This is a genomic window from Actinomadura chokoriensis (assembly GCF_041463665.1).
GTDB classification, from domain to species: Bacteria; Actinomycetota; Actinomycetes; order Streptosporangiales; family Streptosporangiaceae; genus Spirillospora; species Spirillospora chokoriensis_A.
In genome coordinates this window covers 13,386-28,873 of the sequence record NZ_JAXCEJ010000004.1, presented here as the reverse complement: position 1 = coordinate 28,873, position 15,488 = coordinate 13,386, and the positions used below count along the sequence as shown (strand labels likewise).

16 protein-coding genes are annotated in these 15,488 nt (G+C 69.8%); 6 read left to right on the top strand and 10 right to left on the bottom strand.

The features are described 5' to 3' along the window. Positions 1 to 67 precede the first annotated feature (67 nt). On the top strand, positions 68 to 1,021 hold the full coding sequence (gene trxB / locus SM418_RS08680; protein WP_371940459.1) for a thioredoxin-disulfide reductase: 954 nt from the start codon (positions 68 to 70) through the stop codon (positions 1,019 to 1,021). 216 nt (positions 1,022 to 1,237) lie between these two features. After that, positions 1,238 to 1,552 carry a thioredoxin gene (trxA, locus tag SM418_RS08675; protein ID WP_371940460.1) on the top strand — a complete coding sequence of 105 codons (315 nt, stop codon included), beginning with the start codon at positions 1,238 to 1,240 and terminating at the stop codon, positions 1,550 to 1,552. 128 nt (positions 1,553 to 1,680) lie between these two features. Here trxA and SM418_RS08670 read toward each other — a convergent pair whose 3' ends face one another. Next, positions 1,681 to 2,298 (bottom strand): GNAT family N-acetyltransferase, encoded by a 618-nt coding sequence (locus SM418_RS08670; protein ID WP_371940461.1) that lies wholly within the window; start codon positions 2,296 to 2,298, stop codon positions 1,681 to 1,683. 262 nt (positions 2,299 to 2,560) lie between these two features. Here SM418_RS08670 and SM418_RS08665 point away from each other — a divergent pair, with 262 nt between their 5' ends. Next, a complete protein-coding gene (locus tag SM418_RS08665; RefSeq protein WP_371940493.1) occupies positions 2,561 to 3,793 on the top strand; it encodes an aminotransferase-like domain-containing protein in 1,233 nt (410 codons plus the stop codon). Positions 3,794 to 3,870: 77 nt separating this feature from the next. Next, positions 3,871 to 4,812 (top strand): D-alanine--D-alanine ligase family protein, encoded by a 942-nt coding sequence (locus tag SM418_RS08660; protein ID WP_371940462.1) that lies wholly within the window; start codon positions 3,871 to 3,873, stop codon positions 4,810 to 4,812. Positions 4,813 to 5,241: 429 nt separating this feature from the next. Here SM418_RS08660 and SM418_RS08655 read toward each other — a convergent pair whose 3' ends face one another. The 4 genes from SM418_RS08655 to rsmG all read right to left on the bottom strand — a co-directional run bounded on the left by SM418_RS08655 (position 5,242) and on the right by rsmG (position 9,050). Further along, a complete protein-coding gene (locus tag SM418_RS08655; protein ID WP_371940463.1) occupies positions 5,242 to 5,952 on the bottom strand; it encodes a maleylpyruvate isomerase family mycothiol-dependent enzyme in 711 nt (236 codons plus the stop codon). 283 nt (positions 5,953 to 6,235) lie between these two features. Then, the gene (locus SM418_RS08650) at positions 6,236 to 7,222 is read right to left on the bottom strand and encodes a ParB/RepB/Spo0J family partition protein (protein ID WP_371940464.1); all 987 of its coding nucleotides are present in this window, start codon (positions 7,220 to 7,222) and stop codon (positions 6,236 to 6,238) included. Then, complete coding sequence (locus tag SM418_RS08645) at positions 7,219 to 8,097, bottom strand: ParA family protein (RefSeq protein WP_371940465.1); 879 nt, start codon at positions 8,095 to 8,097, stop codon at positions 7,219 to 7,221. Before SM418_RS08645 ends, SM418_RS08650 begins: the two co-directional genes overlap by 4 nt. A 275-nt stretch (positions 8,098 to 8,372) precedes the next feature. Further along, the gene (gene rsmG / locus SM418_RS08640; RefSeq protein WP_371940466.1) at positions 8,373 to 9,050 is read right to left on the bottom strand and encodes a 16S rRNA (guanine(527)-N(7))-methyltransferase RsmG; all 678 of its coding nucleotides are present in this window, start codon (positions 9,048 to 9,050) and stop codon (positions 8,373 to 8,375) included. A gap of 184 nt (positions 9,051 to 9,234) precedes the next feature. Here rsmG and SM418_RS08635 point away from each other — a divergent pair, with 184 nt between their 5' ends. Beyond that, complete coding sequence (locus SM418_RS08635) at positions 9,235 to 9,705, top strand: DUF6458 family protein (RefSeq protein WP_371940467.1); 471 nt, start codon at positions 9,235 to 9,237, stop codon at positions 9,703 to 9,705. Positions 9,706 to 10,051: 346 nt separating this feature from the next. On the opposite strand, the gene SM418_RS08630 is transcribed toward SM418_RS08635, so the two are convergent. The 5 genes from SM418_RS08630 to rpmH are packed head-to-tail and all read right to left on the bottom strand — an operon-like array spanning position 10,052 to position 12,591. After that, positions 10,052 to 10,537 carry a Jag family protein gene (locus SM418_RS08630; RefSeq protein ID WP_371940468.1) on the bottom strand — a complete coding sequence of 162 codons (486 nt, stop codon included), beginning with the start codon at positions 10,535 to 10,537 and terminating at the stop codon, positions 10,052 to 10,054. Positions 10,538 to 10,574: 37 nt separating this feature from the next. Further along, positions 10,575 to 11,618: a membrane protein insertase YidC gene (gene yidC, locus SM418_RS08625; protein WP_371940469.1), complete on the bottom strand. Its 1,044-nt coding sequence runs from the start codon at positions 11,616 to 11,618 to the stop codon at positions 10,575 to 10,577. Continuing rightward, positions 11,611 to 12,075: a membrane protein insertion efficiency factor YidD gene (gene yidD, locus SM418_RS08620; RefSeq protein ID WP_371940470.1), complete on the bottom strand. Its 465-nt coding sequence runs from the start codon at positions 12,073 to 12,075 to the stop codon at positions 11,611 to 11,613. The genes yidC and yidD overlap by 8 nt, the downstream gene beginning before the upstream one ends. After that, positions 12,072 to 12,419 carry a ribonuclease P protein component gene (rnpA, locus tag SM418_RS08615; protein WP_371940471.1) on the bottom strand — a complete coding sequence of 116 codons (348 nt, stop codon included), beginning with the start codon at positions 12,417 to 12,419 and terminating at the stop codon, positions 12,072 to 12,074. Before rnpA ends, yidD begins: the two co-directional genes overlap by 4 nt. A gap of 34 nt (positions 12,420 to 12,453) precedes the next feature. Further along, the gene (gene rpmH / locus SM418_RS08610) at positions 12,454 to 12,591 is read right to left on the bottom strand and encodes a 50S ribosomal protein L34 (protein WP_067628126.1); all 138 of its coding nucleotides are present in this window, start codon (positions 12,589 to 12,591) and stop codon (positions 12,454 to 12,456) included. Positions 12,592 to 13,221: 630 nt separating this feature from the next. Between rpmH and dnaA the strand changes: the two genes are divergently transcribed. Then, positions 13,222 to 15,312: a chromosomal replication initiator protein DnaA gene (gene dnaA / locus SM418_RS08605; RefSeq protein ID WP_371940472.1), complete on the top strand. Its 2,091-nt coding sequence runs from the start codon at positions 13,222 to 13,224 to the stop codon at positions 15,310 to 15,312. Positions 15,313 to 15,488: the final 176 nt, after the last annotated feature.

The window sequence follows — 15,488 nt, the reverse complement described above, 5'->3', positions numbered from 1 at the left end:
ATCGGTTGACGCGACTGGCAGGCCGGGTCGTGCGGCACCGACGGCCAACGAGGAGAGGCACAGAACAGTGAGCGACGTCCGTAACGTCATCGTCATCGGGTCCGGTCCCGCGGGCTACACGGCCGCCGTCTACGCGGCTCGCGGCGACCTGAAGCCGCTGGTGTTCGAGGGGTCGGTGACGGCCGGCGGTGCGCTGATGAACACCACCGACGTGGAGAACTTCCCCGGCTTCCCGGACGGGATCATGGGTCCCGACCTGATGGACAACCTGCGCAAGCAGGCCGAGCGTTTCGGCGCCGAGCTGATCACCGACGACGTCACCGAGGTCGACCTGACCGCCGACCCCAAGGTCGTCAAGGTCGGGGACGAGACCTATCTGGCCAAGGCCGTGATCGTGGCGACCGGCTCGGGGTACCGGGAACTCGGCCTGCCGGACGAGAAGCGCCTGTCGGGGCGGGGCGTGTCGTGGTGTGCGACCTGTGACGGGTTCTTCTTCCGCGAGCAGGACATCGCCGTGGTCGGCGGCGGGGACACCGCGATGGAAGAGGCGATCTTCCTGACCAAGTTCGCCCGGTCGGTCACCGTGATCCACCGGCGGGACGAGCTGCGCGCATCGAAGATCATGCAGGATCGGGCGTTCGCCAACGACAAGATCAAGTTCCTGTGGGACAGCGAGGTCGTCTCCATCCAGGGCGACGACCGGGTGACGGGCGTCACCGTCCGGAACCTCAAGAATGGGTCGGAGTCCCCGCTGGAGATCACCGGGCTGTTCATCGCGATCGGGCACGACCCGCGCAGCGAGCTGTTCGCCGGTCAGCTGGAGAGCGACACCGACGGCTACCTGCTGGTGGACGCCCCGACCACCCGGACCAAGATCCCCGGTGTGTTCGCGTGCGGCGACGTGGTCGACCACATCTACCGGCAGGCGATCACCGCGGCGGGCAGCGGCTGCTCCGCGGCCATCGACGCCGAGCGCTGGCTGCAGGACCAGGACGCCGCCGAGACCGTCCCGCAGGCCTGACCGCCTGTGGGATGACCACCTGAGGCATGACCGCCTGAAGGCCTGGCCGCCGACCCGAGCGGCGCCGCGCCCGGCGCACCGCCATCCGCCCCGCGACGGGTCGCGCCGATCGGCCGGCAGCCGGGCGGGGCTCGCCGACGCAATGACTGTTCGTCGGGCGGCGACCCGGCCGACGCGGCCCGCCGCCCGCCGCCCGAGCGAGAACGAAGGAGAACCATGAAAGCCGTGACCGACGCCGACTTCACGACCGAGGTCCTCGACAGCGACAAGCCCGTCCTGGTCGACTTCTGGGCCGAGTGGTGCGGACCGTGCCGGATGGTGGCGCCGATCCTGGAGGAGATCTCCAAGGAGCACGGCGACAAGATCGACATCGTGAAGCTGAACATCGACGAGAACCCGCAGGTGCCGCAGAAGTACGGCATCATGCAGATCCCGACGATGAACGTCTACAAGGGCGGCGAGGTCGTCAAGCAGATCATGGGCGCCAAGCCGAAGGCCGCCCTCCTGCGGGATCTCGCCGAGTTCATCTGAGCCGCTCGTCCGCCGAGCCGCTCGATCCGGACCGCCTCCCGTCTCCCGCGGCGAGCGCGAAACCGTGTGGGCCCGCACTCCACTGGATGGAGTGCGGGCCCACACGCATCAAACCGCCTCAGAACGCCCTAGACGGGTCGTAGCGCCCCCTCCGGGGTCATGGAGCCCAGCAGCCGTTCCAGGGCCACCTCGACGTCCTCACGCCATGACAGGGCTGACTTCAGCTCCAGCCGCAGCCGCGGATACCGGTGATGCGGCCGGACGGTCTTGAACCCCACCGACAGCAGATAGTCGGCGGGCACCATGCACCCGCCCTCCTCGCCCTTCAGGTCGCCGAACGCCTCGATCGCCTTCACCGTCCGCCGGGTCAGGTCCTTGGCGACGCCCTGGACGAGCATCCGGCCGAGGCCGCCGCCCGCGAACTCGGGCAGGATGTGCGCGGTCATCAGCAGCACCGCGTCCGCGCTGACCGGGCTCGTCGGGAACGCCACCGAGCGCGGCACGTACAGCGGCGGCGCGTACATCACGAACCCCGCCGGAACGTTGTCCACGTACGCGATCTTGCCGCAACTGCCCCACTCCAGGAGCGTCGAGGAGATCCACGCCTCCTTCTCCAGGCCCGCGTCGCCGCTGTCCAGCGCGCGGTCCCGGCTGACCGGATCCAGTTCCCAGAACACGCAGCCGCGGCAACGGTGCGGCAGATCATCGAGATTGTCCAGCGTGATGTTGACGAGACGACGCGACACCGGGTCGGCACCCCCTGCCTCGATTCCTCGCCCGCCGGGCCTGGAACCCCTGGCGGCGGAACTTCCCGGCAACCAACCGGGACCCGCGGGCATCGTATCGGACAGGAGTTTCCCCAACCGCACGCCGCGCCACACCCGAAGCGGTCAGGCATGGCCGTCATGCCGTAGTTTGCAGGGAAGCCATCACACCCGGAGGTGCCTCGTGGAACAGCATTCGCGTACGGACGTCTACTCCGATCGCTACGCCGCCCGCGCCGCCGGCATGGTGCCGTCGGAGATCCGGGCCCTGTTCGCGATGGTCGCCCGACCGGAGATCGTCTCCCTCGCGGGCGGGGCGCCGTACGTGTCGGCGCTGCCCCTCGACGCCGTCGGCCGGATGCTCGGCGACCTCGTCGCCGGCAAGGGCGCCGAGATGCTGCAGTACGGCTCCGCGCAGGGGGACGAACTGCTCCGCGAGCACATCTGCGAGGTCATGTCCCTGGAAGGCGTCCAGGCGTCGCCGGACGACGTGGTCGTCACCGTCGGCGCCCAGCAGGCGCTCGACCTCGTCACCAAGATCTTCGTGAATCCGGGCGACGTCGTCCTTGCCGAGGCGCCGTCCTATGTCGGCGCGCTCGGCACGTTCGCGTCCTACCAGGCCGACGTCGTGCACGTGCCGCTGGACGAGGGCGGGCTCGTCCCGTCCGCGCTCCGCGAGACGCTTGCCTCGCTCCGCGCGCAGGGGCGCAGCGTCAAGTTCCTCTACACCGTGCCGACGTTCCAGAACCCCGCGGGCGTCACCCTCACCACGGCGCGCCGCGCCCAGATCCTCGAGATCTGCGCCGAGTACGACATCCTGATCGTCGAGGACAACCCGTACGGGCTCCTCGGCTTCGACGCCGATCCCATGCGGGCCCTGCGCGCGGACGACTCCGAGCGCGTCATCTACCTCGGCTCGTTCTCCAAGACGATCGCGTCCGGCCTCCGCGTCGGCTGGGTGCTGGCGCCCCACGCGGTACGGGCCAAGCTCGTGCTGGCCGCCGAGTCCGCGATCCTGTGCCCGTCGAACTTCTCGCAGCTCGCCGTCCGCGAATACCTCGCGACGCAGCCGTGGCGGGAGCAGATCAAGGACTTCCGCGAGCTGTACCGGGCCCGCCGTGACGCGATGCTGGACTCCCTTGACCAGCTGATGCCGGACGGTTGCACATGGACGCGGCCGGCCGGTGGCTTCTTTGTCTGGCTGACACTCCCCGAAGGCCTGGACGCCAAGGCGATGGCCCCGCGCGCGATCGCCGACCGGGTCGCCTACGTCCCCGGGACCGGCTTCTACGCGGACGGCACCGGGCACCAGCACATGCGGCTCTCGTACTGCTTCCCCGAGCCCCACCGGATCCGGGAGGGCGTCCGGCGGCTCGCCGGGGTGATCGAGAAGGAGATCGGGCTGCGCGACATGTTCGGCGGTGCGGTCGGCGGCGGCTCGACGGGCGTCCAGGCGCCGGGGCCGGACGTCGTCTGAAGGTTTCACGTGAAACGCGCGCCGACGCGGCCCTGTCCGGCCGGCGCGCATCGCATCATCCAAGAGAGGCACCAGCGTTGGAACTCGGGCATGTCGTCGTTCTGGCCGGCGGGCTGTCGTACGAGCGCGAGGTGTCGCTCAGGTCCGGCCGTCGCGTCACCGACGCGCTCCGCGCCCGCGACATCCCGGTGGAACTGCGCGACGCCGACGCGACGCTCCTGGACTCGCTGAGGGACGACCCGCCGGACATCGTCTTCCCCCTCATGCACGGTGCCGCGGGCGAGGACGGCTCGATCCGCGACGTCCTCGAACTCGTCGGCGTGCCCTATCTCGGCGCCCGTCCGGACGCCTGCCGCGTCGCGTGGGACAAGCCGACCGCCAAGTCCGTCGTCCGCCGCGCCGGCCTCCGGACGCCCGAGTCGGTCGCCCTCCCGAAGGAGGTCTTCCACGACCTCGGCGCCGCTTCCGTCCTCGACCGCATCGTGGGCGCCCTCGGCCTCCCCCTGTTCGTCAAGCCGACCCGGGGCGGCTCGGCCCTCGGCGCGTCCGTCGTGCACGAGCCGTCCGAGCTCTCGGCCGCCATGGTCGGCTGCTTCGCCTACGGGGACGTGGCCCTCGTCGAGCGCTACATCTCCGGCACCGAGGTGGCCGTCAGCATCATCGAGCAGGACGGCGCCCCCACCGCCCTCCCGGCCGTCGAGATCGTCGCCCCCGGCCGCCTCTACGACTACACGGCCCGCTATGACGCCGGCGACACCGAGTTCGTCACTCCGGCCCGCCTCACCCCGGACGCCGCCGCCCGTGCCACGTCCGCCGCCGTCACCGCCCACCGCGCCCTCGGCCTCCGCGACATCTCCCGAACCGACCTCATCGTCTCCCCGGACGGCGAGGTCCACTTCCTCGAAGTCAACGTCGCCCCCGGCATGACCGAAACGAGCCTCTTCCCGCGCGCCATCAGCGTCGCCGGTCTGGACTTGGGCGAAGTCTGCGAGTCCCTCTTCCTGAACCGCCTGACCTGACCGCCCAGCAGCACGCAACAGGCGCTCAGTTTCACGTGAAACACGCGAAGGCCCGGCGGCTCACGGGCCGGGTCATCCTGAAGGACGTCGTCCCAGCGAGGCTGCTCGGTCGACCCATCTCTAGCTGCACTGACCGGGGACGTCGATCCACTACCGGCCGTTGACGCTGCGACCGAAGTCGGTGGCGAGCCAATGCGCGATGGAGCGAGAGGGGAACTCCCGGGGGCGGTGCGTTCCGCTTAGGCAGCCGTGTCTCTCATACGGTCGAGGCAGAAGAGCGCCAGTCGTCGGGATCAGGGTCGAATGCGACGAGGTACCAGCGCTGCCAGCGAAGAAGGTGACGAAACAGCTCGACGGGTTCGCAGAGACTCAGCTCGGAAGATCTCTCGGCGGGGCCGGCTACTTGCCGCCGGACGGAAAGGGCCCGGTCTAGCGATCGGCCTCGCCCGTCGGGTTCTCACCGGAGGGCTGGGCCGGGAATGCCCGCCCCGTCGAAGGGTTCGGGCTTCGGTCGACCAGGGCTTCCAGCCCCTCCCCTGAGAGGTGAGGGACTGCCGCCGTCACTCGACCCGCGAGGAGAAGGACGATCGCCTTGAGCGGGCCGGAGACGTCCGGTCCCTCGCCACGCGACCAGGGCGCGTCCGTGGCCGCGATGCGGAGCCCGCGAAGGCGCTTCTTCGCTCCGAATCCGAAGGGCGGGGGGATCTGCCAGATGCGGTCGGCCGCCACCAGCGCGGGACGTTCCGGCATCGGGAAGTCACGGCCGAGCGGGACGAAGATGTCCTGGGCATGGACGAGGATGTCCAGGAGCGGCTCCTTGGTCGTCGTGCCGGGGGCGAGTCGCCGCGAGGCGGCGACCCTGCGCAGCACGGCGATCAACTCATCGGTCGGACGGGCGGCCCGGTCGATCGCCGTCTCGCGAATCAGCCTGTGGAAGCTGCCGCGCGCACGCGCGAACTCGCGCAGGGCCATGCTCCAGGTGATCTCCGGGGCCAGGCCGACGTGGGCGACGACGTCGCGAACACGCCATCCCTCGCACAACGACGGCTGTTCCCATTCGCCCGGGTCGAGTTCGGTGAGGGCCTCCGCGACGGCCATGCGCTGTTCCCCGATGTGCCGCCACATCTCGTCACGATCCACCCGAACCTCCTGAGGCCGAACTCCCGGGAGCCCGTTCTCGCCGGAAGATATTGGGTGCGGTGACCTCCCGTCCACAACGGCGCACCGGGTCGCCGAGGATCATGCCGGATTCGGGTGTCCTCCGTGGGGGCGGCCACCGCGTCCCAGCAACTGTCCGGCAGCCCCCGAGGAATGCTGGAGAGAGCTGAGCGGCGATGTTTCACGGGAAACATCGGGGGAGTCGGCCGCAATGAGAAGCGCCCCGGACCAAGGAGGCCCGGGGCGCCATGCGTTCGGCCGGGGGTCAAGCGTCGTCCTCGTCGGGGGCCATCGACTTGATGATGCGGTCGAGGTCTTCGAGCGTGGCGAACTCGACCACGATCTTGCCCTTGTTGCGGCCCATGTCGACGCGGACCCTCGTGTCGTACCGGTCGGAGAGGCGGTCGGCGAGTTCCTTCAGGCCGGGGGCGACCGGCTGCTTCCGGCGGCCCTGCCGCGGCGCCTTCACCTCGTCGTCCCCGACCTCGCGGAGCGCGATCATCTCCTCAAGGGCGCGGACGGAGAGCCCCTCCTGGACGATCCGGTGGGCCAGGTGCTCCTGGGCCTCGATGCTGTCGAGCGAGAGCAGCGCGCGAGCGTGTCCGGCGGACAGGACACCGGCCGCCACCCGGCGCTGGACGGCGGGCGGCAGGTTCAGCAACCGGAGCGTGTTGGTGATGTGCGGGCGCGACCGGCCGATGCGGCTGGCGAGCTGCTCGTGGGTGGCTCCGAAGTCCTGCAGCAGCTGCTGGTACGCGGCGGCCTCCTCCAGCGGGTTGAGCTGCTGGCGGTGGAGGTTCTCCATGAGCGCGTCACGGAGCAGATCGTTGTCACCGGTGTCGCGGACGATCGCCGGTATGACGTCGAGCCCGGCCATCTGGGACGCCCGCCAGCGGCGCTCCCCCATGATCAGTTCGTAGTCGTGCTCGTCCGACGGGGACTTGCGGACCACGATCGGCTGCAGCAGTCCGACGATGCCGATCGACTCGGCGAGCTCCTGCAGCGCCTGATCGTCGAAGTGCTCGCGCGGCTGGCGCGGGTTCGGCGTGATCGACCCGACCGGCAGCTCCGCGAAATGGGCGCCGGCGACCGGTTCGAGAGCCGGTCCGGGGGCGGCGGTGCCGTTCGTGATGGGGCCGCCCGGGAATCCGGGCTCACCCGCGCCGTCCGGTTCGCCCGGCGTCGGCGGGGGTGGAGCGGTGGGGATGAGGGCGCCGAGCCCCTTGCCCAGACCGCGTCGCTGCTGGCTCACTGGGCAGATCCTCCGTGGGCCATCTCCGAGGCGGCTTCGCTGTAGGCGAGCGCGCCACTCGAACCGGGGTCGTAGGTCATGACGGACTGCCCGTAGCTCGGGGCCTCCGAGACCCGGACGCTGCGGGGGATCACCGTGTTGAGCACGACGTCCCCGAAGTGGTTCCGGACGTCCTCGGCGACCTGCGCCGCGAGGCGCGTCCGGGCGTCGTACATCGTGAGCAGGATCGTGGACACCTTCAGTTTCTGGTTGAGGTGCGCCTTGACCAGGTCGACCGTGCGGATCAACTGCCCGAGCCCCTCCAGCGCGTAGTACTCGCACTGGATCGGTATGAGCAGTTCGTCCCCGCCGACGAGGGCGTTCACCGTGAGCAGCCCGAGGGACGGCGGGCAGTCGATCAGCACGTAGTCGAACTTCTCGGTCTCGTAGGCGTCCAGGGCCCGCCGGAGCCGCGACTCGCGGGCCACCTTCGAGACGAGTTCGATCTCGGCGCCCGCGAGGTTGAGGGTGGCGGGCGCGCAGAACAGGTTGGGGATCTCCGGGGCGGGGACGACGATGTCGGCCATCGCCATGTCCTCGATCAGCACGTCGTAGATCGACGGGACCTCCGCGTGGTGGTCGACGCCGAGGGCGGTGGACGCGTTGCCCTGCGGGTCGAGGTCGACCACGAGCACCTGCGCGCCGTGCATGGCGAGGGAGGCGGCGAGGTTCACCGAACTGGTGGTCTTGCCCACGCCGCCCTTCTGGTTGGCGATGGTGATCACGCGGCATCTGTCCGGCCGCGGCCACTCCCGTTCCCTGCGGCCCGACATCGCTTTGAGCGCGGTGACCGCTGTTTCATGTGAAACCTTGGCGTCCTTGAGCGCCTCGCGCACGAGTTCTGACTCCCCCTGACTCGGTCCCTGGCGCGGCACCGGCGGATGCGCGCCGGCATGCGTCGGGACATATCCCACGTTCTCCGCGGTTCCGGACGTCGTGGTACCCCACATCGCGTGTCCGGAGGGCGTGGTCCCCGGGCCCGAGACCTCCTGCGCCCCACCCGTGGACGCCGTCCACGCAGCCTCGCCCGCACCGGTTCCGCCCGCGCCGGGCGGCTGCTCGTCGGGGGATTCGTCGGCGCGGTCAGGCCGGCCCAGTCCTGGTCCCGTGCTCATGAAGACCTCTTCCTCGACCCTTTGGCACGCCGGGGCGCGCGCTGTCGTCGCCCGACAACCTCTCCTCGGCCGGCGACCACACGGACGAGTGTTGTCGGCGGGTCGACCATACCGCGCCCGACTTGAAGCAGTTCCGCCGAACGCGCTCCCAGCCGCTTCAGGACGGGCTCTGCCTCGTCCAGCTCGGACCGGGCACGCTCACCCTTGAGCGCGAGGAGCTCCCCGCCCGGACGCAGCAGGGGGAGGGCCCATCTCGCGAGGCGTTCGAGAGGGGCGACGGCCCGCGCGGTGGCCACGTCCACCGAGAACTCCTTCACCACCTCCTCGGCCCTGGCCCTGCGCACTTCGACGTTGTCCAGGCCGAGCGCCTCGACGCACTCCTCCAGGAAGGTGGTGCGGCGCAGCAGCGGCTCCAGCAAGGTGATCCGCAGGTCCGGCCGGACGATCGCGAGGACGATGCCGGGGAGGCCCGCCCCGGAGCCGATGTCCACGACGTGCGCGTCCGCCGGCACGGCCTCGGACACCACAGCACAGTTGATCAGATGCCGTTCCCAGAGCCGGTCGACCTCGCGCGGCCCGATGAGCCCGCGTTCGACCCCGGCCTCCGCGAGGAACGCCGCGTAACGCTCCGCGACCGGCAGCGCGTCACCGAATACCTCACGTCCAGTCCCCACCAGACGAATCGTTCCACAAAACGGGGCGGCGGCGTACATGCGCAACGTCCGGTGCGGCCGTCCGGGCACCGAGTTGCCCACCCCTTGCGATATGGCAAGAACCACGTGACCCCTGCGCATATTCGTGGCTCGTCGGGTAGAGGTGCTGTGTCGCCCGACCGTCCCCCCGGAAGGAGCTCCGACAATGGGAATCGGAGTCAGTCTCGCATTCATCGCCCTGGGCGCGATCCTCGCGTTCGCCCTACGCGTCGACCTCAGCGGCGTCGACATCCAGATGGTCGGGTGGATCCTGATACTGGTGGGGCTCATCAGCATGGCCTTCACCCTCAAATACACGCGGCCGCGGCGCGCTGCCGGCCGGGTCGTCGGCGCCGACCCCGCCTACGGGGACGAGCCCGGCACGATCGTCCGCGAGGAGCACATCATCGAGGACCCGGCGCCGGTCGGCCGTCCGGCCGAGCGAGTCGAACGGGTGATCGAACATCCGGCGGACCAGGGCATCACGCACGGCCACGCCGCGCAGGACCCGAGCATCGCCCAGGATCCCGCGCACGCGCAGGACCCGGCCGAGGCAAACGTCATCCCGTCCGCCGCAGGCGCCGGGGACCGCATCCCGCCGCAGCGTCGCAGGTGGCGGCGCACCGCTCGGCGATAACGGCGGTTACACGGACACGGGTACACGCTCGGTGTGCTCGGGCGGCGAGGCACACCGAGCGGCAGGGGCCCCGCGCCCGCCAGGGCGCGGGGCCCTCTTCGCAGTGCCCGGCCGGTTATCCACAGTTCGTCGTTCGTCTTCCATGCGGGCATGGGGGAGTTGACCATGGAGGTAGCCGGTCCGCCCCCGGGCGGGAGGGGCCTGCTCTTCTCACACCCGCTGGTCTCAAACCGGCTCGCCTCACACCCTCTGGGCATGCGAACGGCCCCCGTGCGGGGTGCACCGGGGCCGTTCGGAGGTTCGATCCAGGCGCGCCGTCCCGGTTCGGGCGGACGCCGGACGAGGGTCAGGCGGGGTAGACGACGACGTAGCGGTCGGGCTCCTCGCCCTCGGACTCGCTGCGCAGGCCGGCGGCGGCGACCGCGTCGTGGACGATCTTGCGCTCGAACGGGGTCATCGGGGCGAGCGGCTTGGACTCGCCGGCCTGCTTGACCTCGTCCGCGACGTCCGTGCCGAGCTTGGTGAGCTCGGCGCGGCGACGCTCGCGGTAGCCGCCGATGTCGAGCATGAGGCGGGTGCGGGCGCCCGTCTGGCGGTGGACGGCCAGGCGGGTCAGCTCCTGCAGTGCCTCCAGGACCTCGCCGCGCTTGCCGACCAGCTCGTCCAGGGAGGCGCCGACGACGGCGACGAGGGCGCGCTCGCCCTCGACGTCCATGTCTATGTCGCCGTCGTAGTCACCGATGTCCAGCAGGCCCTCGATGTAGTCGGCGGCGATCTCGCCTTCCTGTTCGAGCGCTTGGACGTCGACCTCGGTGGTGTCGGTCTGGCTCAACGGGGTCTCCTTCTCCGGCACGTGCTCGGGGTTCAAACTAGCGCTTCTGGGTGCCGCTGCGCTTGCTGCGCGGCTTGCGGGTCGGCTGGTTGCGCACGACCTTCTGCTTTTCCTCGGGCTCGGGGGCCGGCTCCGGCTCCTTCTTCAGCCTGGCCTTGGCCTTGACGCCGGACGGGGACTGGCCGTTCTTGGACCCCGCGGGTTTAGCGCCGGCGGCCTTGGTCTTCGAACCGGCAGCCTTCGAACCGGCAGTCTTCGAACCGGCCGTCTTCGCGCCACCGGCCTTGGCGGTGGTCTTCGCGGCGTCCTCGCCGTTGGTGGCGGGCGGCGGGTACTTCTTGTAGATGTAGTGCTGCTGCGCCAGCGTCCAGGTGTTGGACGTGACCCAGTACATGAGGACGCCCAGCGGGAAGCCGAGGCCGAAGAGGCCGAACAGCGGCGCGAAGAAGACCATCATCTTCTGCGCCTGCATCATCGGGTTGGCGTCGTCGGTGACCGGCTGCCGCTTCATGCTGGCCCGGACGGTGAAGAACGTCGTGACGGAGCTGATCACCACGGCGATGCCGGTGACGACGATCGCGGTCCAGCTCTTGGGGTCGGCGCCCCACGCGTTCAGGAAGGTGTCCGGGATGTGCGCACCGAAGATGTTCGCGTTCTGCGCGCTCGCGACCAGGTCGGAGGAGACGGCGAAGACGCTCTGCCCGGGCTTGGCGTCCGAGATCCGCTTCAGCGTCTGGAACAGCCCGATGAAGATCGGCATCTGCACCAGGAGCGGCAGGCAGCCCGACAGCGGGTTGGCCCCGTTCTCCTGGTAGAGCTTCATGACCTCCTGGTTGAGGCGCTGCTTGTCGTTCTTGTACTTCTTGCGCAGCGCCTGAACCTTGGGGTTCAGCTCCTGCATCTTCCGTGAGGCGTGGATCTGCTTCACGAAGAGCGGGACGAGTATGAGCCGCAGCAGGACGGTGAGCAGGATGATCGCACCGCCCCACGCCCATCCGCTGTCCTTGGGGACGACCGTGCTGAGCCCCGCGTGAATCCACACGATGAGCTGAGAGACGATCTCGTACAACCAGTCAAGCACCGGGCCGCTCCTTGGGCTCTGCTAGGGCGTGGCCGCTCTCCTCGCGGCCGGAGTTCGAGGAGGCCGCCGCGGATCGCTGCTGAGGGGCCGTCCCCTCAGAGTCCCCGGAGAAGACGGACGGTCCCTGTGAGAACGCGTCCCCGGACTCTAGGGATTCCCTGGAGGGGGTTCCGCCGGCCGTCTTCTTAGGCGGCACGGGGTCGTAACCCCCGGGGTTGAAGGGGTGGCACCGCGCGATCCGGCGGGCCGTCAGCCACGTGCCGCGCAGTGCCCCGTGGACCTGGAGCGCCTCCAGGCCGTACGCGCTGCACGTGGGGTGGAAACGGCACTGCTGCCCGAGCAGGGGACTCAAGAAGCGGCGGTAGGCGCGGACGAGAAGGATCAGCACGTACGCGACGGGGCCGGGACGGCCCGCCTCGTGCTGCGCGGGGGACGCGGCCCCCTGCCGACTCCTCATCTTCGCCCCTTGGACGCGGGCCGCAGCAGCCGGTCGAGTGCCGACTCCAGATCCGCGGCCAGTTCGTCTGGACGCGCCTTTCCCGCGCGGGGGTTGGCGCGCACTACGAGCAGGCTACCCGCTGGGAGCCGGTCGAGGTGCGGGCGCGTCAGGTGGCGGAGCCGGCGCCGTGCCGTGTTGCGGACGACGGCGTTGCCGACGGTGCGCGCCACGATGAACCCGACCAGCGGCGGTGCGTCCGCCGCCGGCGCCTCGTCCCGGTGGAGCAGGTGAACCACGACAGTCGGCCGTCCGGCGCGGCGACCGCGCCGGACGGCCAGCGTGAAGTCGTCCCGCCGCCGCATCCGGTTGCCGGACGGCAGCACAGTGCCGGGTGGCTCAGACCGCGACGCGGGCGCGGCCCTTGCCGCGCCGGCCGGACAGGATCGCGCGGCCCGCGCGCGTGCGCATGCGCAGCCGGAAGCCGTGCTTCTTGTGGCGACGACGGTTGTTCGGCTGGAAAGTACGCTTGCTCACTTGAGGCTCCAGTGCTGCGGTCGTTCGGCTACGGGTCTTGGTCTCGATAACTCGCACCGGGGCCGCGTCCGGTCCCCCGCAGCGGGGGCCCACCCGGACTCGCCTGGAGGGGCTGCCGGCGGGCACGCGGCATCTCCGTCGATGCGACTCGACCTCAGCACGTTACGGGCTTCCCGGCCACGCGGTCAAACGGAGCGCACCTCCGCGCAGCCCCTATCCCCGGCGTCCCAGGTGCAGGGTGTGACGAGGGACGTTCGTGTTGCGGGTGGGGGTGGCAGCGGTTAAGGTCAACCGGGCGAGCCGACACCCTTCGACTGATTCGACGGTCCGGTGTCGGTGATCTGCCCCTTAAGCCCCCGCACTCTCCGCACGCCCCCTTTCGAGACCGCTTCCGCACCGGCCCGCGAGAAGGCCGGAGTCTTCCCGACCTCGATTCCAGTGACCCTCCTCACGGGTTTTGCACAGGCGCCGCATGCCTATGCACAGCATGTGGACAACTCTGTGGACAACTCGTGAGAGAGTAAGTCTTCCGCGTCACGGCCGTGCCATGCGAGGCGAGCCGTATCCCGTGGGAGAGCCGGGTAGTCAGGTACTCCGTACGGCGGAGTCGGTGGAGGGGGGACCTCGCGCATGGACGGTCAGGATCTCGGATCGGTCTGGGCCCGCACCCTCACCGCACTGGCCGAGAGCGATCTGTCTCCGAGTTACCGCGCCTGGCTGCCGATGGTCCGCCCGCTCGCGCTCGTCGAGGGGACCGCCCTGCTGGCCGCGCCGAACGAGTTCGCCAAGGACGCGCTGGAGACGCGGCTCCGGAACCTCATCACGCAGGCCCTTTCCCACGAGTTGGGTAGGGAGATCCGTGTCGCCGTGACCGTCCAGCCGGAGCCGCCAGGGTCGGCCAGCGGCTCCGCTCCAGGTCCTGGTTCCCGGTCAGGGGAGCCTCTTTCCGCCCCCGTTCCCGGGCCCGGTACAGGGCTCGGCATGCACGAGCCTCCTTCTTCTTATGGCGAGCCATACGGTGAAAGGTCGCACGACGACCGTGACCGGGATCGTCCTTACAGCAACGACCAGTCCTACGGTGACTCGTCCTACGGGGACCGGTCCGAATATGGGGAGCGGTCCGACCGCCCTTACTCGGAGTCGCCGTACGGCGACCAGCCCTACGGCGAACAGGGGTACCGGTCTCAGTCGGGAGTTACCCACAGCCCCGGTCCGCCCGGAGGTTATCCACAGGCTGCGGATGACGAGCGCGGTACTTATCCCCCTGCCCCGCGTCCACCGTCCTATGGGACGGGCCCAGGGGGGCGTAACCCGTTCGAGGGTCGCGCCTTTCCCGGCTATGGCGGGCAGGAGGGGTTCGGGGGCGAGCCTCCAGGACGGCCGCCGCACTCTCATCTGAACGACCGCACGCTTGGGCCGCTTCGCGGTCGTCCGGAGCAGCGCCGTCCAGAACAGCAGGGCCGCGAACCCCAGCACGGTGGGAACGAGCCACCGCTAGGGCACGCGGACGACTTCCAGAGCGGGGAGACGCCGTTCACCGGGGCTGAGCAGCCGTACCGCGGCGAGGAGCCCTACCGGGGTGAGAGCGCCTTTCGCGACGAAGAAGGCGCCGATCCCAGGGCGACCGGTTCCAGAGCTCCTGCCCCGGGGCAGGGCTCGGGTTCGGGGGCGGGCGCGTCCGAGCACGCACGCCTCAACCCCAAGTACACGTTCGAGACGTTCGTCATCGGCTCGTCGAACCGGTTCGCGCACGCTGCGGCCGTCGCCGTCGCCGAACAGCCGGCCAAGGCGTACAACCCGCTGTTCGTCTACGGCGACTCCGGCCTCGGCAAGACGCACCTCCTCCACGCGATCGGGCATTACGCGCAGAGCCTCTTCAATGGGGCGCGTGTGCGTTATGTGAGCTCAGAGGAGTTCACGAACGACTTCATCAACTCGATCCGCGACGGAAAGGCGGACGGCTTCCGCCGCCGCTACCGGGATGTGGACATCCTCCTCGTCGACGACATCCAGTTCCTGGAGGGCAAGGAGCAGACGCAGGAGGAGTTCTTCCACACCTTCAACACCCTGCACAACGCCAGCAAGCAGATCGTGATCTCCAGCGACCGCCCGCCCAAGGAGCTCGTGACGCTGGAGGACCGGCTGCGCAACCGGTTCGAGTGGGGGCTGACGACCGACGTCCAGCCGCCCGAGCTGGAGACGCGGATCGCGATCCTGCAGAAGAAGGCCCGCCAGGAGGGCCTCGCCGCGCCGCCGGACGTGCTGGAGTTCATCGCCTCGCAGATCGCGACGAACATCCGCGAGCTGGAGGGCGCGCTGATCAGGGTGACGGCGTTCGCGAGCCTCAACCGGCAGTCGGTGGACATGAAGCTCGCCGAGATCGTCCTGAAGGACCTCATCCCCAACGACTCCGGCCCCGAGATCACCGCCGCGATGATCATGGCCCAGACGGTCGAGTACTTCGGCACGACGATCGAGGACCTGTGCGGGCCGTCCCGCTCCCGGATGCTCGTCACCGCCCGGCAGATCGCGATGTACCTGTGCCGCGAGCTGACCGAGCTGTCCCTCCCCAAGATCGGGCAGCAGTTCGGCGGACGCGACCACACCACGGTCATGCACGCCGAACGCAAGATCCGCTCGCTGATGGCCGAGCGCCGCGCGATATACAACCAGGTCACCGAGCTGACCGGACGTATCAAGCACCAGGCCCGCAAGCGCTGACCGGCCGCTTCGTACACACTGTGGACAGTCCCGTGTCACCCCTGTGGACGAGGCGCCGCCGGACTGTCCACACCCTGTCGAAGGCAAAGAACCGACAAAATGCGCGCTTCCCCAGACAACCGGAGCCGCTACTCACAGGTTGTGGAAAACCCTGGGGATTTTCGTGGATAACCCGG